At 63.7% G+C, this 21,621-nt stretch carries 17 protein-coding genes and 1 tRNA gene; 13 read left to right on the top strand and 5 right to left on the bottom strand.

The annotated features are described in order from the left end of the window. Window position 1: 1 nt before the first annotated feature. Both ACNQOP_RS03400 and ACNQOP_RS03395 read right to left on the bottom strand, forming a co-directional pair. Window positions 2–1,345 (bottom strand): hypothetical protein, encoded by a 1,344-nt coding sequence (locus ACNQOP_RS03400; RefSeq protein ID WP_416403331.1) that lies wholly within the window; start codon window positions 1,343–1,345, stop codon window positions 2–4. Then, the gene (locus tag ACNQOP_RS03395; RefSeq protein ID WP_416403330.1) at window positions 1,342–4,203 is read right to left on the bottom strand and encodes a hypothetical protein; all 2,862 of its coding nucleotides are present in this window, start codon (window positions 4,201–4,203) and stop codon (window positions 1,342–1,344) included. The genes ACNQOP_RS03400 and ACNQOP_RS03395 overlap by 4 nt, the downstream gene beginning before the upstream one ends. Window positions 4,204–4,439: 236 nt before the next feature. On the opposite strand from ACNQOP_RS03395, the gene ACNQOP_RS03390 reads away from it, so the two are divergent. From ACNQOP_RS03390 to ACNQOP_RS03370, 5 genes are all read left to right on the top strand, one after another. Beyond that, window positions 4,440–4,721 (top strand): hypothetical protein, encoded by a 282-nt coding sequence (locus ACNQOP_RS03390; protein ID WP_026547649.1) that lies wholly within the window; start codon window positions 4,440–4,442, stop codon window positions 4,719–4,721. Window positions 4,722–4,870: 149 nt separating this feature from the next. Further along, entirely contained in the window at window positions 4,871–10,441 is a 5,571-nt protein-coding gene (locus tag ACNQOP_RS03385) for a DUF6531 domain-containing protein (RefSeq protein WP_416403329.1), read from the top strand. Between the two features lie 17 nt (window positions 10,442–10,458). Further along, window positions 10,459–10,875, top strand: a complete 417-nt coding sequence (locus ACNQOP_RS03380) for a hypothetical protein (RefSeq protein WP_257370414.1) — start codon at window positions 10,459–10,461, stop codon at window positions 10,873–10,875. 1,140 nt (window positions 10,876–12,015) lie between these two features. Continuing rightward, a complete protein-coding gene (locus ACNQOP_RS03375; RefSeq protein WP_257370413.1) occupies window positions 12,016–12,570 on the top strand; it encodes a DUF805 domain-containing protein in 555 nt (184 codons plus the stop codon). Window positions 12,571–12,923: 353 nt separating this feature from the next. Then, window positions 12,924–13,112 carry a hypothetical protein gene (locus tag ACNQOP_RS03370; protein WP_257370412.1) on the top strand — a complete coding sequence of 63 codons (189 nt, stop codon included), beginning with the start codon at window positions 12,924–12,926 and terminating at the stop codon, window positions 13,110–13,112. A gap of 441 nt (window positions 13,113–13,553) precedes the next feature. Here ACNQOP_RS03370 and ACNQOP_RS03365 read toward each other — a convergent pair. Continuing rightward, window positions 13,554–13,643: transfer RNA gene (locus tag ACNQOP_RS03365), tRNA-Ser, on the bottom strand. A gap of 114 nt (window positions 13,644–13,757) precedes the next feature. On the opposite strand from ACNQOP_RS03365, the gene ACNQOP_RS03360 reads away from it, so the two are divergent. Genes ACNQOP_RS03360 through ACNQOP_RS03345 form a run of 4 tightly spaced genes read left to right on the top strand, consistent with a single transcriptional unit; the run spans window position 13,758 to window position 17,404 of the window. Further along, window positions 13,758–14,771, top strand: coding sequence for a zinc-dependent alcohol dehydrogenase (locus ACNQOP_RS03360; protein ID WP_211711466.1), 1,014 nt, complete (start codon window positions 13,758–13,760; stop codon window positions 14,769–14,771). A gap of 3 nt (window positions 14,772–14,774) precedes the next feature. Further along, the gene (locus tag ACNQOP_RS03355; RefSeq protein ID WP_211711465.1) at window positions 14,775–15,173 is read left to right on the top strand and encodes a 6-pyruvoyl trahydropterin synthase family protein; all 399 of its coding nucleotides are present in this window, start codon (window positions 14,775–14,777) and stop codon (window positions 15,171–15,173) included. Beyond that, window positions 15,174–16,163, top strand: coding sequence for a glycosyltransferase family 4 protein (locus ACNQOP_RS03350; RefSeq protein WP_416403328.1), 990 nt, complete (start codon window positions 15,174–15,176; stop codon window positions 16,161–16,163). Window positions 16,164–16,189: 26 nt separating this feature from the next. Further along, the gene (locus ACNQOP_RS03345) at window positions 16,190–17,404 is read left to right on the top strand and encodes a DNA glycosylase AlkZ-like family protein (RefSeq protein WP_416403327.1); all 1,215 of its coding nucleotides are present in this window, start codon (window positions 16,190–16,192) and stop codon (window positions 17,402–17,404) included. 18 nt (window positions 17,405–17,422) lie between these two features. On the opposite strand, the gene ACNQOP_RS03340 is transcribed toward ACNQOP_RS03345, so the two are convergent. Further along, window positions 17,423–17,803: a VOC family protein gene (locus ACNQOP_RS03340; protein ID WP_235519966.1), complete on the bottom strand. Its 381-nt coding sequence runs from the start codon at window positions 17,801–17,803 to the stop codon at window positions 17,423–17,425. 23 nt (window positions 17,804–17,826) lie between these two features. Continuing rightward, the gene (locus ACNQOP_RS03335) at window positions 17,827–18,360 is read right to left on the bottom strand and encodes a nucleoside deaminase (RefSeq protein WP_416403326.1); all 534 of its coding nucleotides are present in this window, start codon (window positions 18,358–18,360) and stop codon (window positions 17,827–17,829) included. Between the two features lie 22 nt (window positions 18,361–18,382). On the opposite strand from ACNQOP_RS03335, the gene upp reads away from it, so the two are divergent. From upp to ACNQOP_RS03315, 4 genes are read left to right on the top strand one after another with little or no spacing between them, the layout of a single operon-like run. Continuing rightward, window positions 18,383–19,018, top strand: a complete 636-nt coding sequence (upp, locus tag ACNQOP_RS03330; protein ID WP_026542238.1) for a uracil phosphoribosyltransferase — start codon at window positions 18,383–18,385, stop codon at window positions 19,016–19,018. A 60-nt stretch (window positions 19,019–19,078) separates the two neighbouring features. After that, the gene (locus ACNQOP_RS03325) at window positions 19,079–19,456 is read left to right on the top strand and encodes a VOC family protein (protein ID WP_257370406.1); all 378 of its coding nucleotides are present in this window, start codon (window positions 19,079–19,081) and stop codon (window positions 19,454–19,456) included. Window positions 19,457–19,486: 30 nt separating this feature from the next. After that, entirely contained in the window at window positions 19,487–20,185 is a 699-nt protein-coding gene (locus ACNQOP_RS03320; RefSeq protein WP_416403325.1) for an HAD-IA family hydrolase, read from the top strand. Window positions 20,186–20,223: 38 nt separating this feature from the next. Further along, window positions 20,224–21,615, top strand: coding sequence for a pyridoxal phosphate-dependent decarboxylase family protein (locus ACNQOP_RS03315; RefSeq protein WP_416403324.1), 1,392 nt, complete (start codon window positions 20,224–20,226; stop codon window positions 21,613–21,615). Window positions 21,616–21,621: the final 6 nt, after the last annotated feature.

Genomic DNA, 21,621 nt, shown 5'->3' with positions numbered 1-21,621 from the left:
GTTAAGAGTTGGCTGGTGCCGGTACCCAGACGAGCCGCGGCGCCTTCTCGTCCGCCGGACGAAGACCCAGATCCTGAGGAGAGGCATAGACCGGAGTTGCTTCAGCGGCCAGCGCCTGCGATCGCGTGAAGTCCAGGTCCGGTCCGGCAAGGCCTTCCCCGGGACCGAAGGACAGGGTGCGCAGCGACGCTGCGACCTTCGACGGTTCCTTGCTCCCGGCCAGTGCACCTGCCCGGACCAGGGCCACGATCGCGTCATGGCTGCGCGCATCAGCGGCCCAGGCGTCTGCAGAGAACGGGTTGTCGTCCGTCAGGTTCTTGATCTCCGGATTCCCTGTGGCCAACCTTATGCCGGAAAGGAAAGCGGACATTCCGCGTCCCTGCGCGTCCTGCTGGAGGGCGATTGCGTCGCCCGTCGGTGCAGCTACGCCGATCAGCTGACCGGAAGCTGTGCCGTCCAGCTCGGAAAGCGAGGACGCGAACGCGGGGCTGGTGGCGCCGTCGGGAAGCACCAGCGGCACTGACACATCACGTGACTGCAGGGCCTGGACCAGCTTCGCCAAACGCTGCGGCGTTGCCGCTGACACGACGACGGCGTCCGCCGGGTTGGCTGTCCGGATGCCTTCAGCGCCTGCCGGCGCATCCTTCGACGGCGGACGGAGCTGGTCGCCTGTACGGATCGCCGCTTCCTGGGCCAGGCCAGCCACGTCGGGGAAGCCCTCAAGTGCCAGTGTGTCGGCGACAGCGACGGACGCGGGGGCCGGTCCGCCGTCGTTGACCAACAACACCCGGTTCTTGCCGTTCAGGGCTTTTTGGAGGGCGCCCTCCACGGAGGCTGCTGTCGGCGCGGTGGTCCAGGTTGTTTGTCCCGGTTCGGACGGCTGTGCGTACGGCAGGATCACCGGGACACCCCGCTCCTCGGCCGCTTTTGCAGCCGCAACGGCCTGCGGACCTGTACCCGCCACGACGACGCCGGATACTCCCTGATCCGCCAACGCCGCGACGGCGGCGCGGGCGCCGTCCTCCGTGCCGCGGTCATTCTGGGTTGGGAGGGCGACTTTCGCGCCACTCTGGCCGAAACGCTGAGCTGCAACCACCGCGCCCTGTGCTGCGCGGTTATATTCGGTGCCGGGCTCGCCGGACTGACCGAAGGTCATGACCACGCCGATCGAAAAGTCTGACGGCAGGCCGTCAGCCTTCAGCGCCACGGGAACCGTGGCGGCAACAGGATCGGGCCGCGGCGCCTCCGCCGGGCGGTTCAGTGTCAGGGTCAGGACCACGGCGGCAGCAACCACGACGGCGACTCCCGCAGCGATCAGGGCGAGGAGACGGTTCCGGGGGGTCATGCCGCGCCGCCGATCTTCAGTGTGTACAGGGTTTGGGAGGTCGCACCTTCGGGAACTTCGAGTTTGAACGGTGGCAGTTCATCCATGGCAGTGAGAGAGGCTTTGAACTGTGCCTGCCGAAGCAGGAGGCCCGCGACATCGCGTGAACGGATGTTGGCGTAGCCTTCTGCGTTTTGGGAGGCCAAAGCCAACTGGAAGTCGGCGGTGTCCGCTTTCGCCGCGCTGGTGGCCATGGAGCCGAGCAATCCTGATCCGTTCACGGAGCGGTCGCCAAGATCCAGCATCACTTTGTTGAGGCTGGAGGCCAGAAGGGCGCTGGCGCCTTCAACGTCGCGGGTGGAGCCTGCGGTGCTGGAGGCGATGTTGTCCAAGGAAGCCTGGGTGCTCTTGGACACTGCGGCCGCGAGTTCACCGCTCTGTCCCAACAACTCGTCCCGCTGCTTGTTGACGGTTCCCTCGGCATCCTTCACAACGTCATCCGAGGTGGTCTTCAGCCCTGAAATGGACCGGTTGAACGCGGTCGTGACGGCCTCGGAGCTGGCGTCCCCGATTTCAGCAACCTGGCGCACCTGTTCGCCCACGGTTTTGTAGACCTCTGCGGCGGTTTCAGCCGAAACGTCGCGGAGTGACTCTTTGATTTTGTCGCCGAGCATGTCCTGCTGCTCTTTCAACTTCGCAAGCGCCGTTGTCACGTTGCCGGAGGAGTCGATCGCTTTGGCGAGGGCAGCGTCCAGGGACTCAAGTCCCTTTTTGGTGCCGTCGACGCTTCCGGTTGCGGCGCCGTCGAGCGTTTTGACTGCTGACCTGACGGCTTCGAGCTTGGTATCGGCATCGTCGAAAGTGGTCCCCAGGGCTGTGAATGCCTGGCCAATCGCCTGGTCGGCAGCGGTGGTATCGGTGGCCGCAAGGACTTCGTCCCAGGCAGCTGACTGGCCCTCCAGCCGGACGTCAAGGGGTTCCTTGAAGCCCGGGGGCGTGTTCAGCTGGGGTGAAGGATTGCCGTTTGCATCGGTGGGTTCGCAGGGAACCGAAGTCAGGTAGGAGCGCAGTCGCTCGACGTCCTTGGCAGAGAGCTTGCCCTTGCCTGGGAGGAGGCCGTTGTCGGACAGTTTGCAGAGTTCATCAGCCAGTTTTTGGTTCTGCTGGAGCATGGAGCCATTCAGCCACGATCCCTGGCCCAATTCGCCCTTGGCCGTCTTGGCACGTGTGGCGATGGCGAGCAATTTTTGCCTGAGGGTATCAACGCTGTTTTGGGCCGCTGTGGCAGCTTTACGGGTCGCGGTTGCAGAGTCAGTGGACGACTTGATCGCCGCCTCCAGCGCCGCGAGTGCCTTGCTGTAATCCTGGGACGTCCCGGAGCCGTCAAGCATTGCACCGAGGTCGGTGCGCACCTTTTCAAGTGCGACGGCGGAACTCGCCTGGTCTTTGATCGCACCTTCAATGACCTCCGGCTGAAGGCCGGAAACCAGTTCGTCGCCCTTCTGCACCAAACCCAGAAGCGCACCGGTGACAGTCACGGCCGAACCGTAGAGTGAACACGTCATGGAACCCTGTGCTGCGCACTCCGCTTGGCTCGGGTTTTCGGGACCCATGGTGGCTTTGAGGGCGCTGGCTACGGTGTCCCGGCAACTTGCGCTGACCTTCGCGTAGGCATCCAGTTGTGAAGACATGGTGAGGACGCTGGAGTACACCGTGGCCGCGGGCGCCGCTTTGGCCACTTCAGCGGTGCAACCGTCACCGGTGATGGGAGCTACCGGGGGTGTGGCGGAGGTGTCGCCAAGCATCGCGTCCACCGCAGAGACCGTTAGCTTCAGCTGGGACATGGTGGTGGATTGGGTGGCGTTTGTTGACGCCTCCAGGTCCGAGCCCAGAACCTTCAGTTGCTGCTTCAGGTCCTTCATTGTCCCGGCCAGGGCCTGTGAGTTGTCGCGGAGCTCGCCCGCTGTCTTGGCTCCGAGGGTTTGGGACGTTGCCTGCAGGTTGCGGCGGACCTCGGTGATGGTGGATCCGGCCTTCGCCAGGACCGTGTTGACGTCCGATACCACCGAGATGGTGCGCCGTTGAAGTTCCATCTCCGAACCCGAGCCTGAGGAAAACGCGCTGGCAAGTACTCCGTTGGCACTGAGGTCCGTGTTCAGGCCCGGCTGCACGGCAACGTCGATTTCGGGAACCTGGAAGTCTTTCACGTCCGCGGCGAGACGCAGCGTGGTGCTGGCACCGGAGCGTGGGGGAGCGAGGACCGTGGCCCATTGGACGACGGTGGCGCCATCCTCGGTGCTGCTCAGGACACCGTTGGTTCCTGTGGTGCCATCGGCAGAGCCCGGAGTGACGTCATCCGCACGGAGGCCCGGCAGTTTCGTCGATGCGGCGACGGTCAGTGGCGCGCCCACCAGGGCGGTGTCGGAACGGGCCTGGCCTGCGGCGTCGTACTGGATGGTCTGTGGCTTGACGGTGAGGTTCTCGAGCGTCAGATTGATCTCCACCGGACCGGTGTGGCCCTTGAGCTCGGCGAGGTCGGAGCCCGACTTCTCGCCGGCGCGGTATTGCAGGCTCACACGGACCGGCAGTTCGCCCACTACTTGGGCGGCGTCATAAGTGGCGTTCTCCGCGGAGGATTCCCCCGTCGCAGAGACCGAGATGGTGGTGCCTTCTACCGTGTGCACTCCGGCGGCCGAGGACAGGCCTACGCGGACGCTCTGCAGGAGCTTGACGGGGTTCTCTACCGGCTCGGGCTTGGGCGTCGGGGTGCATGATGTCGTCGCGATCATTCCGAGGGCAACCAATGCGATGCCAAGAGCGCGACCCGGAGGGATGCGACGCCCCGGGTTGTACTGGTTAAAACTAGCCTGCCTGGGCATGGATCGTCCCCCTCATTCCGTTCACGGTGCCTTGAGTATCATACGGGGTTGCGCTGACGAATGGACTAATCGGCTCCCCTGGGCATCACTGCAGGTTACGGGTCTCTGTTGTTTTCCACAGGTTGTTTGTCTGTTTGTTGGATTTATTGGAAGGTGTTGGTAGTTTAAGGGGCGTTCGGTTGCCTGGGTTTTTTTGGCTTGGGTGTTGCGATTGTTCTTATTGGGAGGGAAGTTCTATGTCGCGTGTGTTGTCTACTGAGCAGGCCAAGGCTGCTATTGGTCAGGTGCAGTCGATTATTACTGGTGGTTTTACGGATCAGATTTCGGCGTTGGATGCGCAGGGTCGTGTGTTGTCGGATCCGAATGTGTGGGATGGTCCGTTGGCTGCTGAGTTCCGTGGTTCGACGTGGCCGGAGACGAAGGCTGCGTTGGATAAGGCCAAGGAAGAGCTGGAGCAGTTGCGGGGTCAGTTGCAGAAGATTTCGCAGGATATTTTCTCTGCTGGTGGCGGGGCTTGATTTTGTAGTTCGTTGGTGTGGGGGCCGGGTGATCGTGCCACGTTGATGCGTGGCGTGGTTGCCCGGCCGTTGCGCTGTGTGGTGGTGGTGCTGGTTTTGGTGGGTTTGTTGGTTGTGTTCGCGTTCTTGTTCTGTGGGGGGCTGTGGTTGTGACCGAGTTCGTTGAGATGCCGTTGTTGCCTGATTCCGGGGCTGGTCATGGTGGCCGGTTTGTGTATGGGGTTGCTGAGTCGGTGAAGGGTGCTTTTGAGTCTGCAGCGTCGCGGGTTTTGGAGCTTTCGGGGTCGCGGGCCCCGTTGGTGTCAGGGGCGGGGGAGGATTTCCGGGGGCATTTTTCGGAGGTGTTCGCGGCCAATGCGGCCACGGCGTCACGGGACGCGGAGTCCCTGGCCGCGGCGTTGCGGACGGTGGCCGGGTATGTGGGGACGATGATTTCGGCGGCGCGGGACGAGGATGACCGGCGTCGGCAGAACAACGAGTGGGTGCGTCGGCATAACAACCGGAACTGGTTCGAGGAGAGCTGGGACAACCTTTGGGGTGAGGAAGCCCGGCCGAACATGGAGCCCGGCAGCGCGCCGTCGTTCCCTTCTCAGTCCCCGGGTTCGGGGTCCCGGGACACCCCGGGCCCGGGTGGCGGGTACGGGGGCGGTGTGTCTTCGGCGCGTCCGGAGTCGTTGCGTTCGTTCGCTGCGGGTTCGCGTGGCCTGGATGAGGGTGTGGCGTCGGTGCCGGGGTCCTTGGAGGGGGAGTTGTCTTCGTTCGCGGGGCAGTGTTCCTGGGGTCGGATTGATGCTGCGGGTGTGGTGACGGCGTTCCGGGAGTATTTGCGGTTGAATGAGGCGGACGCGGCGTGGGCGGTGGTGGTCGCGGACGCGTTCGCTGCTGCTGGTGGTGAGGGCGCGGTTTCGACCCTGTCGGACGCTGCGGTGGGTGAGGCGTTGGCCGCGGCTGGGGTTTCGGGGACCCGGACCGGGTTGGTGATTGACCCGCCCACGGCGGCGGGGGCGATGCCCTCGAGCGGGTATGCGAATGATCCGGTGAACACGGCCACGGGGAACTTCATTGAACCCGAAACCGATTTGGGGTTCGCCGGGGCGGGAGCTGACCTGGCGGTGACCCGGATGTATAACTCCCTCGGCTCCGGCCTGGAGACCCCGGGGGTGTTTGGTCCGGGTTGGGTGTCGGTGTTGGACCAGCACCTGGCCTTCTCCGATGAACGGTGCCGGTGGGTGCTGGCCGACGGCCGGGCGGTGGACTTCCCCCGCGAGGGTACGGGCTGGGCCCGTGCAGTCGGGGAGAACTACTGGCTGACCCGGGAGCCGGTCACGGAACCGTGGCTGGCGGAGCTGACCTCCATCCCTGCGGGTGTGTCTGAGGTGTTGGTCGTGGCCGATAACCAGGGCGCCTGGTGGGCTTACACGACCGGCGGGGTGTGGCTCGGGACCGGGGCAGGACCCGGCCGGACCATCTCCGCCCACCGCCAAGAAGGTATCGACGGCGGTGGGTTGGGTGTGGTTGACCGGTTGGTGCATGCGCGGGGCCGGTTCGTGGAGTTTGACTACGTCGACGGTGTGGTGGGCGTGGTTCGTTCATCGGATGGGCGCCGGGTCCAGTACGGGTACGACGCCGAGGGCCGGCTGGTCACGGTCGGCACGGAGGCCGGCACGCGCACGTATGAGTGGAACGAGGTTGGGCTGATCGCCTCGGTGGTGTCTGCTGCGGGTGTGGTGGAGGCCGAAAACACGTATGACGAGCACGGGCGGGTGGTTTTGCAGGTCACGGCGCATGGGCGGCGGACACGGTTCGCGTATTTGCCGGGCCGGGTCACGGTGGTTTCGGATGAGGACGGGTCCCGGTCCAATTCCTGGGTTGCTGATTCCAAGGGCCGCCTGGTGGGGGTCCTGGACGCGGAGGACCGGCGCCAGTCCATGTCCTATGACGCGCACTCGAATCTGGTCTCTTTGACCGAGCGTGACGGCGCGGTCACGGTCCACGGGTATGACGCACGGGGCCGGAAGACCCGCACGGTGACCCCGGAGGGCGCGGACCTGAGCTATGGGTGGGACGACCAGGACCGTCTGATCACCTTGGTGACTGCTACCGGCGCGACCGTGACGTATGAGTATGCTGATGAGCTCTCCCGGGACCCGTCCGTGGTGGTGGATGCGTTGGGTGGCCGGACCGTGCTGGGGTGGCGGGACGGGCTCCTGACCCAGGTCACGGACCCGGTCGGGGTCACGATCAGGTTCGAATACGACGACTTCGGGGACCTGACCGTGACCCGCAACGCCGCCGGCGATGTGGCCCGGATCGTCCGGGACCAGGCCGGGAGGCCGGTCACCGCGGTGAGCCCGTCTGGGGCGGAGACCCGGTTCAGTTATGACGCTGCGGGGGTGTTGGTGCGGCGGGTCGACCCGGACGGGGCGGTGTGGTCTTTCGAGCATGACACCGCGGGCCGGATCACCGCGGTGATCGCCCCGGACGGGGGCCGGACCGTGTTCGGGTACGGGCCCCATGGTGAACTGGTGAGCACCACGGACCCCCTCGGCCGGGTCGTGGAGCAGGTGTTTGATGAGCTCGGGAACCTCACGGCCGCGGTGTTGCCGGACGGGGGTCGGTGGGGCTTCACCCACGACAACCTTTCCCGGCTCACCGGGATCACGGACCCTGCCGGGCATGGCTGGGTGCGGGAGTACGACACGGTCGGTACGCTGACCGCTGTGGTCGATCCGACCGGGGTCCGGACCGGGGCCGTGACCGACCGGGGGAATGGGACCGCGTCCCTGACCGATGCCTTCAGCACCACCGCGTTCAGTTTTGATGAGTACGGGCGCCCCACCAAAATCGAATCAATCGACGGGTCCGCGGAGCTGGTCTCCTATGACGCGGCGGGGAACCCGGTCGAGTTGGTTGATGGTGAGGGCGGGTTGACGGTCCTGGGCCGTGACGCGGCGGGGAAGATCACCTCGATCACCTCCCCGACCGGGGCCGTGACCCGGTACGAGTACGACTCCTGCGGCCGGCCGTGGAAGAGCATTGACCCGGCCGGGGCCCTCACGCAGCTCTCCTACGACCCGGACCAGCGCCTCACGGCGAGGAGACTGCCGGGCGGGGAGGTCGAAACGTTCGTCTACGACGCCTGCGGCCGGCTGACCGCCAGGCACACCCCCGGGGAGGGCACGGCCCGGTACGGGTACGACAAGTGCGGGCGGTTGACCTTCTCCCAGGATTCCTGGTACGGGACCCGCCGCTTTGAATACAACCTCGCCGCCGAACTGGTATCGACCATTAACGGGGTGGGTGGCCGTACGCGGTTCGAGTACGACACCCGCGGCCGCCTCACGAAGATCACGGACCCCACCGGTGGGGTGACCACCCGCACGTACACGGCCACGGACCAGGTCGAGACGGTGACTGACCCGCTCGGCCGTGTTACGACGGCCAGGTATGACCCGGCCGGGCGGCAGATCTCCCAAACGGACCCGGACGGGCACACGACCACCTGGACCTACGACGCTGCCGGGCGGGAAGCGACCACCTTGGTGGACGGGTCACTGGTCACCGCCATCGAACGCGACCTTCCCGCCCGCAGGGTCGTCATCACCGACCACACCGGCGGGGCCGGGTACGCGGTCGAACACGAACTCTGCTTCGACCGCCGCGGCCACCTCACCCGAAAGTCCACCGGTGACCAGACCCTGACGTGGGAGTGTGACGGGGACGGGAACCGGACCGGTTTCACCACCGGCGCCGGGACCACCCGCTACACCCGCGACCCCGCCGGCAGGGTCACGGCCGTGTCGAATCCGTTGCTCGGGGATGCCACCTTCACCCACGATGCCTCCGGGCGCATCGTTTCGGCGACCGCCGGGAACTACACCCAGGAATGGGTGTACCGGGACGGGGCACTGATCGAGCACACCCGCACCACCACCGATGACCCGGGGTCTGCGGACGCGACCCTGATCGGGCGTGAGGACGGCGGCAGGATCACTGCCCTGTCCCGGGGCGGGGTCACCACCCGGTACGGGTACGACACCGCCGGGCAAATGGTGTCCGCCACCACCACAGACAGCCACAGGGCTCGGGCCTCCGCTTCGGCGTCGGTGGTGGGGTGGGAGTACGACGCCGGGGGCCGGTTGCTCCGCGAAACCACCCCCGCCGGGGCCCGCACGTTTGAGTACGACGCCGCAGGCCAGCTACGGTCCGTCACGGAACCTGACGGTGCCCGGACCGGGTATGTGTATGACGGGTTGGGGCGCCGGGTCCGGGTGATCGGGCCGGACGGGTCCTGGACCGAATACGCTTGGGGCCCCACCGGCTACCTCACCGGCACCATCGAAAAGGACCGTGACGGGGCCGTGCTAGCCCGGCACCGGTTGCACGTGGACGCGCTCGGTGAACTCGCCGCCGTGGACGGCACACCGCTGTGGTGGGACACCGCCGCGCCCGTCCCAACCCTCGCCGGTGTCAACAGCACCCAGGTGTTGTCCCTGCCCGGCGGTGTCACCGGCATCGGCGACGCTTTCACGGCGCCCGGGTGGCGCGCCGCCCGCCCCACCGACCAACACGACCCCTGGGCAGCACTCGGCACCCCCACCACCCCCACCCCAGCAACCGGTGCCGGGCCGGCTGGGGCCGGTGTTGGCGCCGGGCTGGGTGGTGTGTTGCCCGCCGGGATCACCCTGACCGCCGGTGGCGGGATCGACATCGCCGGACTGGAATGGCTCGGCGCCCGCGCCTACGACCCGGCCACCCGGGTATTCCTCTCCACCGACCCCCTCGCCCCCGTCCTCGGCGCGGGCTGGGACGGGAACCCCTACGCCTACGCCGGGAACAACCCCCTCAACACCACCGACCCCACCGGCCTGCGGCCCCTGACGGACGCGGACCTGAAAGCCTACGACGGCTCCTCCCGCGGCGCCCTCGCCGCAGCAGGAGACTGGTGGAAAGATAACTGGGAATACGTCGCCGCCGGGGCCGCGATCGCTGTGGGGGTGGGGCTGATGTTCACCGGAGTCGGTGGACCCGTTGGAATGGCCCTCGTCGGAGCGGCTGCGGGCGCACTGACATCGGGCGGAACTTCAGTGATTGTGCAGAAGGCTTCTTCCGGAAAAGTCGACATGGGAAAGGTGTGGCAAGACGCCGCCATTGGCGCTGTCGGCGGTGGGTTCGGCGGTGCCGCGGGCGGTCTTCTGGCACGTGCTGCGAACGCAACCCGTGTGGCGACATCCATGGGCTCAACGTCGTCTCTCGTGATGAGGACCAACACTGTGCTTGGAAGCACCACAGTCCGGAGCTCATTGTCCGCCGGTGTAGGCGGGTCCGGAAGCAATATGCTGACTTATGCCCTTGACGATAAACAAGATCAGACGATCGGAGGGTACCTCGCAACGGCGGGTACCGGTTTTGTGACTGCTGCGGGAGGTTCTGCAATTTTCAGTAAGCTCGGAACGGCTTGGGCAGATGACGTTGCCGCCCGCTTCCCTAACTGGACGGGGCCAGTATCTACAGGCGGCCATGCTGGTGCTCCCTCGAACTGGGGCTCAATATGGACTGAGCAGTTGGTTAATCGCTTTGGAGGGTCTGCCGTGGGTCTTGTCAACACGGAGTTGCAGCCGGGCGATGCAACGGATCAGGATCGATGGAACGGCGTGGTTCAGGGGTTTACAAATGGCGCTAGCGGTCCATTGAGTGGACGACGGGCTAGTGGCTGGTGACCGGAGAAGGAAATGACATGAGCGAGACCAACGGTAACAGCTCGGCACGGAATGCTGATAGGCCAAAACTGAAGTGGTATTGGAAGTGGCCGGGTATTGTACTTCTCGCCGTTACTGTTTTTTATATGCTGATGCCCGTGTTGGATTCGTTTGCTGTGGAGAGTCTGCAATGCAAAGTCGTTTCTGCCAAGTCGGAGTCGAGCTCGGGTGGTTCCAGAGGATCGGCCACAACGGCAGGCGTTCTTGTTGAGACAGCTGACTGCGGGAGAATCTACATATCAAAGGGGGTGACTTTCGACTCACAAGACGAGGTAGCCGCATCCTTCAGGGCTGGTAGTAGCTACGAGTTTGATCTCGGATGGTTTTCACGAGTCGTAACTAAAGACATCAGGAATGGTATACCCACAGCGCGAGACTATCGGCTGGTGCGCTAACGCTTTTTCAATGCCTGCCTAGGCGGATACGAAAAAACTACAAGTCCGAGGCAACAGCCCGGAGCTAGGTGGCGGTGAGCCGAACAACCGGTTTGTGAGCAACGAAGTATTACTGGAACGGCGTCGTTATACCGGGAATTCTCATGCTGGTTCTGTGCGTCAATAGGACTGAAGAGTATGGTATTTCCGTATGGATTGCTAACGCTCTTGTCGTTATTGCTACTGCCCTTGGCGTTGGATGTGTGACGTATTGGAAATCCAACTTTGCCGCCACGTTAGCGTTTGGGGCCACCATCATCTTAGGCAGTTTAGCCTTCGCCGCTCTTTCTAATTTTATCCCTGTGATTGGCTTGACTGGGGGGGCGCTGTGGACGGGCTGTCCTCTTGGTCTATTGGCTGGACTGACACTGACTGCCGGAGAAGAGCGTTAGCGCGCAGCTGGTGACCGTACTTGTGTTTGGGGGCCCTAAATGGCTTGAGGTGCCAAAAGGAGGGTCGGCGGGGAGGTCTAATGGAAGGAAACGTTCGATTGGAGAAGAAGACAAGTAGTTACCTGGACCTCATGTGTCTATTTGGCATCTTGGTGAGCCTTGGTATTACTACATTCGTTTTCATGAATGCTCCGTTGAGTGCCGAAGTGGCCTATCACGGCGGATCGATTCCCGCAGTCCTACTTCTACTATTGTGCGCACTGGGTATACTCATGTTTTGGATTTCTGAACGGCTATTGGTGACCCATCCTACTCGTGGCCAGGCGCGTGCGCTGGTTTCTATTTCGGGCCCGGCTACCATTCTGGTGTGTATTTCCTTCCAGGCATTTCTAGCCGTGATAGTGCTGGGTGAGAGTGGATATTTTAGATGAGTAGCACGCTGCTGCTCTTCAGTTTTGAGGGTCGGGAGGCTTGTCTTGACGACTGACGCAATGCTGAGATAGCTCGAGTCAAGGCGTGCCTAACCGGTGCACCCGGGCAGTTCTTAAGATGCGTGAGGTTTCCACTTCAGACCAGTGGTTATTCGTTCTGCTCATTCAAATTGTCTTCTACGGATGAGATTATTGGGCGCAGAACGTTTGCGTTTGGAAGATAGTTGTATGTTGGTTTCTATTGATAGTTTCTGGGAAGGACATGAAGACAGATGGATATGAAGACTGTTGATCCTGCAGGCGGAGGCGTAGCGGAGGTTACAGGTTCGGGCGAGCTGGCTGGTCCTCTATATGGAGCGTCGTTTGGTAAGTCGGTGAAGCGGTTCTTTGCCAAGTATGCGAAGTTCGCTGGTCGCGCCTCGCGGAGTGAGTTCTGGTGGAGTCAGCTTTTCGTTTTTCTGGTGATGGTGGTCCCGTACCTCATGATGACCATCGGGTTCGTGGCCAGCACTGCCTGGGCTCAGCAGAACCCTAAGGTGCAATCCATGGGTTTCGATCCAGCCACCGGGAAAGAAGTGTTCTACGAGGCCGCTCCTGGTATTGTGAACGCCCCGACGGGAGGCCTCATGGTGGCAGGTTTCATTCTCGTCGTCGTTCTGGGGCTGGCCATTGTGGTGCCGCAGCTGTCGTTGCTTTGGCGGCGTTTGCATGATGCAAATCTTCCGGGTCCGCTTGCGTTCGTTGGGATTGTTCCGATGGTCGGCGGACTGGCTGTTTTGATTCTGGCGCTTATGCCTTCCAAGGCAGAAGGCCGGCGCTTCGACCCCCGCTGACGAGCGACGGCATACTCATCACTGCGTGAACGGCGCCAGATCGATGCGTTCCGGTGCAATCTTCGGAACGGCCAGATGCACCTAACCCTGCACCATCCAGTTACATGCATCGGTGTGACAGGAGGGCGATGTCCAAGAAAAATAGACCTTCTAAAGGCGAGGCTCCCAGGCGGAAATTTCAGAGGCTCTGGAAGGTAGCAGGAGTCCTCATACTCCTCGCGGGTATCTTCGTTCTCCTCATTCCAGTATGGGACTCGATTGCCGTAGAAAGTATCCGATGCGAGGTGGTTTCGGCTGAGCCGCGTACGAGTTCAGGCGGTTCAAGGGGGTCGGCATCTACTGCCGGTGTTTTAGTGCAGACTTCTGATTGCGGAAGCATCTCGGTGTCCCAAGGAGTAACTTTCGAAAACGAAGAGAAGATTGCGTCGTCGTTCACGGAAGGCAGCGTGTTCGAGTTCGATCTGGGTTGGTTCTCGCGCGTCGTGATGAAGGATTTGGGGAACGGGATTCCGTCAGCGCGAGACTACGGCTTGGCGGGATAATTTCGGGTTCACTGCCGCAGCACAGAATAGGGAAAGAAGCGATGGCCAGAGGCAACAGTCCGGATCATCCTTCCGGCCGAGCAAAATTGAAGTGGTTTTGGAACCGGAGGTGATCACACCTGACGGCGGCAATCGCGCGAGGCGCGTGCGGAAGCCAACAGAAGGACCCCGTGACCATGAGTCGCGGGGTCCTTCTGGGTCCTTGACTGATGATCAGGCGAGCGTGATCTCTCGAAGGAGGTACTTGTCTGGGACGTGGTCCGTCTGGATTCGCCCCTGGCGGCTTTGCCGTCCGGTTTCCCGCTCCAGCGCCGGCACCCGTCGTCATGTTCGCTTCAGTCGCACACATGAGCGCACTCGGATGGTGGAAGCCCTGTTCGCTGTGACAAAGCAAAAGGCCCCGCCTCCCTCATAAACAAAGGGAAGCAGGGCCTTTCTCATTGGCGGTGACGGTGGGATTTGAACCCACGTTGGCTTTTACACCAAACAACATTTCGAGTGTTGCACCTTCGGCCGCTCGGACACGTCACCAACTGAAATAGGGTACCGGAGTTGGGCCCGGTTCCCCAAAACGGCCCGGACGCGGGCCCGGGAACACGCGCCAACTTCCGTCCGCAGCCCCACACCGATAGATTCGTAAGCATCATGACTATCTCGCGTGAACAGGAACACGAACCAGGACTCCAAGCCCACGCCTATTGGGTCACCAAGACGGGCGACGGTGAAATGCGCACCGAAACGATCGCAGCTCCCCAGGAAGGCGAAGCCCTGGTCAGGACCCTCTACACAGGCGTAAGCCGGGGCACCGAGCGTGTGGTCCACGAAGGCCGCGTCCCGGAACGGGTGGCTGACCTGATGCAGGCACCACACCAGGAAGGCGACTTCCCCGGCCCCGTGAAGTACGGCTACCTGAGCGTCGGCACGGTAGAGCAAGGCCCGGAGGAATGGATCGGCAAAACAGTCTTCAGCCTCCACCCGCACCAAGACCTCTACGTTGTTCCCACCAGCAACCTCACCGTCATTCCTGAGGATGTCCCGGCCAAGCGTGCCGTTCTCACAGGCATCGTCGAAGTCGCCATCAACGCCCTTTGGGAAGCGGGGCCGCGCCTGGGTGACCGGGTCGCCGTCGTCGGTGGTGGTTTGGTGGGCGGCGTCTTGGCGACGCTCCTGCGGAAGTACCCGCTCGGACGCCTGCAAATGGTTGACGCGGACCCGGAGAAGCAAAAACTCGCGCAAACACTCGGCATCGATTTTGCCCTTCCCGAGAACGCGAAAGACGACAACGACATCGTCTTCCACTGCTCCGCCTCCAACGAGGGCCTCAAGCTGAGCCTTCAACTGGCCGGCGACGACTCGGACGTCATCGAGCTCTCTTGGTTCGCGGACAAGGAAGTCACCCTCCCGCTCGGCGAGGACTTCCACGCCCGCAGGCTCAACATCCGCTCCAGCCAGGTCGGCGCCGTGGCCCTCCCAAGAAGGCACCGGCGAACCAACGCACAGCGCTTGCAAGAAGCGGCGAACCAGTTGAAAGATCCGCTGTTCGACACGTTCCTGACCAGCGAATGCCAGTTCCGGAACCTGCCCGCCACTCTCGCCAAACTATTCGAACAGCCCGGCGGCTTCTGCCATGTGGTCGCATACCCCAACCCGGAGGATTAATACATGTTCAGCCTGACCGTCCGACGCCACTTCATGGTCGCCCACAGCCTTCCCCGCGAAGCCTTCGGCCCCGCGCAAGGTCTCCACGGGGCCACGTTCGTTGCCGAAGTCAGCTTCCGCCGCCCGGACCTCAACGACGACGCGATCGTTCTGGACATCGGTGCCGCCGGCGGCATCCTGGAAGAAATCCTGGCGGACCTGAACTACAAGAACCTCGACGAGCACCCGGCTTTCAAGGGCAAGCTCTCCACCACCGAGGCACTCGCCAAGCACATCGCCGACGCCATGGCCGCCCGCATCCAGGACACAGAAGACGGCCCCGCGCTCAGCGGCATCGACGTCGTCCTCCGCGAAAACCCGGACGCTTGGGCCGGCTATTCGCTGGAGCTCCCGGCCAAGTAGATGCACGTCCGCTTCCTGGTCCCGGGGAACGTCCGCCACGGCTCCGGCGGCAACAAGTACAACGCCAAACTGGCGGAGCACCTGACCGCCTTGGGCGCGGACGTTGAGACTGTAACGGTCGACGGCGATTGGCCGGTTGGCAGCCCAGCGGACAGGCAGCGGTTCGCGGAAGCGCTCGACGGCGGTACAACGGTTATTGCCGACGGCCTTGTGGCGAGTGGGGCCCCGGATGAGGTTGCACGCGCAGTGGGTGATGGAACCAGGGTCTGGATCCTGTCCCACATGGCGTTGGCGGACCACGATGACCTTGAGGCCAAGGCAATGGCTGCCGCCACGGGGATCATCTGCCCGAGCGCCCATTCAGTCGCGGAATTGGTGGCCAAGCACGGGGTACTGGATGCGGTGGTGGCGACGCCGGGCACAGCATCGGCCGGTGCCAGTGCCGGATCCGTACCGAAGCGCATCGTCTCGGTGGCCGCATTGCTTCCCAACAAGAGCCAAACGCTCTTGGTCGAGGCCCTCAGCCAGTTGCAAGACCTGGAATGGACCGCGTCCCTGATCGGCTCCCACGACGCCGACCCGGCGTACGCGGCAAAGGTGAGGGACGCCGTCGAACATCACGGGCTGCAGCACAGCGTCACCTTGACCGGCGAGCTGACGGGACAGGAACTTGAGGACCAGTGGCACGAAGCCGACCTCAGCGTCCTCCTGTCTAGGTCCGAGTCGTTCGGCATGGTGGTGACAGAATCGGTGGCCCACGGCGTCCCGGTGATTGTCCGGCGGGGGACCGGGGCAGTTGAAGCGCTCGGTGACACAGGAGCGGGCGCGGCGCTGGACCTCAGCGACCCCCACAACCTGACAATGACTCTCCGGAACTGGCTGACCGACCCCGCCCTTCAGCAGCGCTGGCGCGGAGCAGCCATCTCAGCCCGTGACAGCCTGCAGAGCTGGGACGTAACTGCCGCGACGGTCCTAAAAGCCATCACGTAGCAGCGGCTTAGGGGCAGAATGGGGCCATGACCGCCACCGCTCCCGCCGCAGCCACCCTCACTCCCGAGCGCCTTCGGGCGTGGGCCTGGCACAAACAAGGCCTCGACGGCTCACTGATCGGCAGGACTTCCGAGGAAGTTCTTGACCACGCCGGATGGGCGCGTTCGGTGGGTGGCGCCAACCCGTACCTCACGCTCTTCGCGCGGGCGGGGATCAGCCGCGATCAGGCAGACCAGGACGTCAAAGCCCTGAAAATCCATGAACTCCCTACGGCCCGCGGATGCACCTACGTCCTGGGGCAGGCCGACTACGCGTGGGCCCTCCAGATCGGCCGCGACGCCGCGATTGCCCCGTTCAAAGTGTTGGCGAGGCTGGGCGTAGAGCGCGGCGAAATCACCCTCCTTGAGGACGAAGTGGAGCATGCCCTCAAGGAATCCAGCAGCCCCATGGACCCCAAACAGCTCAGGGACGTACTGGGCGATTCGGTCCGCAGCCTGGGAGAGGAAGGCAAGAAGAAGGGTGCCTCCACCACACTGCCAACTGCTCTCGGGCTGCTGCAGGCGGACGGCCGTATCCGCCGCGTCCCCGTCAACGGCCGCCTCGATCAGCAGCGCTACGCCTATACCGGGTGGGGCCTGCAGCCCAGCGGGATGGGCGACGACGGCGCCCGCCGCCTCCTGCTCGAACGGTACTTGCGCTGGACTGGCGGAGCGACCTTCAAGCAGACCCAATGGTTCACCGCGTTTACCGTGGCGCAGAGCAAAGCGGCGCTCGCTGGCATCGGGGCTGTGGAGGTGCCAACAGCGAACGGGGACGTGCTCTGGATGCTGCCCGCTGACGTCGATCGTTTGGCGGACTTCGAAGTGCCGGGCGACGAACAAATCCAGCTGCTGGCAGGCACAGACTCACTGGTCCTCCACAGAAGGAACTCCGTGGACATGTTCGCCGACGAGGACAAGGGCAAGAAAGTCCTGGACACCACGCTTGCGCTTCAGGCCGACCTCCCGGATCACCCCATCCTGGACCGAGGGAGGATCATGGGGCTGTGGCAGTACGATCCCGGCAAGGAACGGATCGCCGCCTGGACCTTCGATCAGCCGACGGAGGCGGTCCGCGAGAGGATCACGCAGGTGGAAACGTGGATCCGGGAAGAACTCGGCGATTTCCGCTCGTTCAGCCTTGACTCGCCGGCATCACGGCAAGTGCGGATCGACGCCTTGGATGAGGCCGCCGGACGCTGACGCCTTCAAGGAACCAACTCAGCCCGATCCATACGGGCGGGTGATCGCCTCGAGGAAGTGGCCGTCCGGATCGGAAAAGTAGATGCCGCGGCCGCCGTCGTTGTGGTTGATCTGGTTCGCACGGGATCGGGCGGGGTCGGCCCAATAGGGGATGTGCTCCGCCGTGATTCGCAGGAAGATCTGGTCGAACTCCTCTTCGCTGACCAGGAAGGCGTAGTGCTGGGGCGCTATCTCCCCGGACGCCTCCAGGAAGTCCAACGTGACACCGTTGTCCAACAACACCGTGACGAAGGACCACATGGGTTGCGGCTTCGGAAGGCCGAAGATGCGCGCCAGAAATTCGGCTGAGGCGTGCTTGTCCGTTGCGTAGACGATGGTGTGGTTGAAAGAGACTGGCATTGCTACTCCCGCAAAGAAGAGGATCAGGCCGGGTAGTTACTCCCGCCGGGCACGCGATGAGAGGCGAAGAACTCCTTCAGCAGGGCCGCGCATTCTTCCTCCCGCACACCGGCGTAGACCTCTACCCAGTGGTTTAGCCGGCGCTCGCGGAGAATATCGAACACGGATCCCACCGCTCCCGCCTTCTCGTCCCACGCGCCAAAAACCACGCGCGCAATCCGTGCCAGGACGATAGCCCCGGCACACATGGCACACGGTTCAAGGGTCACCACCAAGGTGCAGTCCTCAAGCCGCCAGCCGTCACCGCCGGCGCCCGCATCATGAGCGCGCTGGCGCAGCGAAGCAGCCGCTTGGCGGATTGCAACCACCTCAGCGTGGGCCGTCGGGTCCCCGTGCGCTTCGCGTTCGTTGCGTCCGGAACCCAGCACGCCGCCGTCCGGCCCCAACACCACTGCGCCAATAGGTACGTCGTCCGTTTTCAGCGCCAACCGGGCCTCGTCCAGGGCAAGGCCCATCCAGGCCATGTGGTCTGCGTGATACGGCTCGGTGGCGCTCATGTCTCAATGATAGTTTTGGGGGATGCGCACACTCGTCGTGGACCACCCGCTGGTCGCTCACAAGCTCACCGTTCTGCGGGATAAGAACACCCCTTCACCGGTCTTCCGGCAACTCACTGAAGAACTTGTCACCCTCCTGGCCTATGAAGCCACCCGCGAGGTCAAGACGCAGCCGGTCGAAATCGAGACCCCCGTCACGAAGACCATCGGTACGGCTTTCACCAAGCCCACTCCGCTGGTTGTCCCCATCCTGCGTGCAGGCCTTGGCATGCTTGAGGGCATGACCAAGCTGGTCCCCACCGCCGAGGTTGGCTTCCTGGGCATGGCCCGTGACGAAGAAACCCTGGACATCATCACCTACGCCGAGCGCCTTCCCGAGGACCTCACCGGCCGCCAGATCTTCGTCCTGGACCCCATGCTTGCAACCGGCGGCACCCTGCGCGAGGCCATCAAGTTCCTCTTCAAGCGCGGCGCCTCCGACGTCACCTGCATCTGCCTGCTTGCTGCTCCTGAGGGACTGGCCAAACTGGAAGAAGAGCTTTCCGACGCCAACGTCAACATTGTCCTGGCGTCCATCGACGAGAAGCTCAATGAGAAGTCGTACATCGTGCCCGGCCTGGGCGACGCCGGCGACCGCCTCTACGGCGTGGCCGGCTGATCTCCACAGGGAACGATTGACCCCTACCGGTTTTCAAACCAGCCCGCTAGCCTGTGGCGCATGGACTGGAAACTTGAACTGGTATATGTCCCTGTCTCCGACGTCGATCGCGCGAAGGATTTCTACGTCAACAAGGTTGGTTTCAACGCCGACTACGACGAGCGTCCCTCGGAGGACATCCGTTTCGTGCAACTGACACCGCCGGGCTCGGCATGCTCCATCTGCATTGGAGAGGGCCTGAACGACGCCCCTCCGGGTACAGCTCCAAGCCTGCAAATCGTGGTCAGCGACATCAACAAGGCCCACCAGCAGCTCAAGGACAACGGAGTGGACGTCAGCGACATCGACATCCAGGCCTGGGGCCACTTCGTCTACTTTGCGGACCCAGACGGCAACAAGTGGGCACTTCAGTACCTCCCGCAGCGGCCCAACGGCTGACATCCCCTTGGCGTGCGGCAGGATGGAACCATGAGCCATCCTGCCGAACGCCCTTCCCAGCCACCCGTCCTGACTGTCCGCGCCGTCCTCTTCGACATGGACGGGACGTTGGTTGACTCGACGGCGATCGTTGAACAGGTGTGGCTGGAGTTCGCCGAGCGCTACGGCCTGGACTTTGACGAGATCCTCCGCACCTCGCACGGCGTCCAGGCCGGCGACACGGTGCGGCGGTATGCGCCGGCCGGGTCCGACTTCGCAGCGTTGACGGCAGAACTTGGCGAGATGGAAAGGTCCCGGACAGATGGCGTGATTGCCCTTCCCGGTGCCGAAGCCCTTCTGAAAGCACTTCCGGACGATGCCGTTGCGTTGGTTACCTCTGCTGACAGCATCCTGGCCGAAATCCGCATGCGGGCAGCCGGGCTGACCATGCCTTCCACCGCCGTGACCGCGGAGTCTGTCACCCGCGGCAAGCCCCATCCGGAGGGTTACCTCAAAGCCGCCGCGCTGCTGGGAGCCGACCCGGCCGACGTCGTGGTCTTCGAAGACGCACCTGCCGGGATCGCAGCTGCGCGTGCCGCAGGGATGCGCACTGTGGTGGTGGGCAAGGCCGCTGCCAGGCACAATGCGGAATTGGAACCAGGCATGTGGCGGATCCCGGACTACTCCGCGGTGACGGTCACCGCTGTAAAGGACGACGACGGCGGTCACCTCCTGACGCTCACTCTCTAGCCCTGTTCGGCCCGGCTTGCCGGGAGTAGGCTGTGCCCATGTCTGCGATGCCGGAGGCGTACGGTGCTGCATTGGGGCGGGCCATGGTCCACGCCGGTGATTGGCTCGCGTCGGTGCCTACCCGTCCCGTCCGCCCTTCATCCGACGCCGATCAGGTTGCCGGAAGCATCTTGCCGCGACTCCCGGATGGGCCTACTGATGCGGCAGAAGTGGTGGATGAGCTGGCCGCACTGGCTGAGCCAGGCCTCATGGCAATCCAGTCAGGCCGCTTTTTTGGATGGGTCATGGGCGGAACCTTGCCGGCTGCAATGGCCGCTGATTGGCTTGTCTCGGCCTGGGATCAAAATACCGGCCTCCGTTTCGCCACCCCCGCTGCCGCAGCTATCGAGGAATCAGCTGCGGCTTGGCTTTTGGACCTGTTGCACCTTCCCGCAACCGCCTACGTCGGATTCACCACGGGTGCCACCACCGCGAACTTTGTTGGACTGGCGGCTGGTCGTCAGTACCTGATGGACGAGGCCGGCTGGGACCTCGAGGCGCTGGGACTCAACGGAGGCCCGCGGATCACCACGTTCGCGGGACGGGAACGCCATGCCGCTGTGGATCTCGCATTGCGGTACCTGGGCTTGGGAGCCTGTGTCCCCGTGGACGCTGACCGGGAAGGGCGGATCATCCCGGACGCATTGGCCGAAGCCATGGATGAGCAACCGGGGCCAACACTGGTGTGCCTGCAAGCGGGCAACCTGCATTCCGGCGCCTTTGACCCCATGACGGAAGCCATCGCCGTGGCACACGACCGCGGAGCGTGGGTCCATGTGGACGGCGCGTTCGGCTTATGGGCGGCCATCAGCCCGACCCTGCGGGAACGGCTTGCCGGTGTGGAAGAGGCCGACTCGTGGGCCACGGACGCCCACAAGACGTTGAACGTCCCGTACGACTGCGGGCTTGCCATAGTTTCCCGGCCCGAGTCCCTGAGGAGGGCTTTCAGCGTCCACACCAGTTACCTGATCGCCACCGAAGCGGGGCTGGGGGACCCTCTGGAGAAGGTACCGGAAATGTCCCGACGCGCCCGTGGCATCCCGGTGTGGGCGGCGCTCAGGCAGTTGGGCAGGGATGGCGTGATCTCCATGGTGGAGCGCTTGGCGGCAAATGCCCGAGCGCTGGCAGAGGGACTCGCGGCCATTCCCGGCGTGGAGGTGCTCAACGATGTTGTCTTCACGCAGGTCTCCGTGAGCTTCGGCAGCGATGACCGCACCCACCGCGTGACGCAACGGCTCATGGCCGAAGGCGCAGTGTGGATGTCCGGATCGTCGTGGCGGGGCCGGGAAATCCTTAGGATCTCGGTGAGCAACTGGACCACGGACGCCGGGGACGTCGCAGCTTCGATCGCCGCCGTCCGCGGGGCACTGGAAGCAGAACCGGAAGCATAGCCCTAC

This window comes from Arthrobacter sp. LFS091 (assembly GCF_047977885.1).
Lineage (GTDB): Bacteria > Actinomycetota > Actinomycetes > Actinomycetales > Micrococcaceae > Arthrobacter.
This window is presented reverse-complemented; position numbering and strand designations above follow the sequence as displayed.

Excerpts from the sequence above, each read along its gene's own strand:
- ACNQOP_RS03400 (WP_416403331.1), bottom strand. The coding sequence starts at position 1,345 with ATGACCCCCCGGAACCGTCTCCTCGCCCTGATCGCTGCGGGAGTCGCC.
- ACNQOP_RS03395 (WP_416403330.1), bottom strand. The coding sequence starts at position 4,203 with ATGCCCAGGCAGGCTAGTTTTAACCAGTACAACCCGGGGCGTCGCATC.
- ACNQOP_RS03390 (WP_026547649.1), top strand. The coding sequence starts at position 4,440 with ATGTCGCGTGTGTTGTCTACTGAGCAGGCCAAGGCTGCTATTGGTCAG.
- ACNQOP_RS03380 (WP_257370414.1), top strand. The coding sequence starts at position 10,459 with ATGAGCGAGACCAACGGTAACAGCTCGGCACGGAATGCTGATAGGCCA.
- ACNQOP_RS03375 (WP_257370413.1), top strand. The coding sequence starts at position 12,016 with ATGAAGACTGTTGATCCTGCAGGCGGAGGCGTAGCGGAGGTTACAGGT.
- ACNQOP_RS03360 (WP_211711466.1), top strand. The coding sequence starts at position 13,758 with ATGACTATCTCGCGTGAACAGGAACACGAACCAGGACTCCAAGCCCAC.
- ACNQOP_RS03355 (WP_211711465.1), top strand. The coding sequence starts at position 14,775 with ATGTTCAGCCTGACCGTCCGACGCCACTTCATGGTCGCCCACAGCCTT.
- ACNQOP_RS03350 (WP_416403328.1), top strand. The coding sequence starts at position 15,174 with ATGCACGTCCGCTTCCTGGTCCCGGGGAACGTCCGCCACGGCTCCGGC.
- ACNQOP_RS03345 (WP_416403327.1), top strand. The coding sequence starts at position 16,190 with ATGACCGCCACCGCTCCCGCCGCAGCCACCCTCACTCCCGAGCGCCTT.
- ACNQOP_RS03340 (WP_235519966.1), bottom strand. The coding sequence starts at position 17,803 with ATGCCAGTCTCTTTCAACCACACCATCGTCTACGCAACGGACAAGCAC.
- ACNQOP_RS03335 (WP_416403326.1), bottom strand. The coding sequence starts at position 18,360 with ATGAGCGCCACCGAGCCGTATCACGCAGACCACATGGCCTGGATGGGC.
- upp (WP_026542238.1), top strand. The coding sequence starts at position 18,383 with ATGCGCACACTCGTCGTGGACCACCCGCTGGTCGCTCACAAGCTCACC.
- ACNQOP_RS03325 (WP_257370406.1), top strand. The coding sequence starts at position 19,079 with ATGGACTGGAAACTTGAACTGGTATATGTCCCTGTCTCCGACGTCGAT.
- ACNQOP_RS03320 (WP_416403325.1), top strand. The coding sequence starts at position 19,487 with ATGAGCCATCCTGCCGAACGCCCTTCCCAGCCACCCGTCCTGACTGTC.
- ACNQOP_RS03315 (WP_416403324.1), top strand. The coding sequence starts at position 20,224 with ATGTCTGCGATGCCGGAGGCGTACGGTGCTGCATTGGGGCGGGCCATG.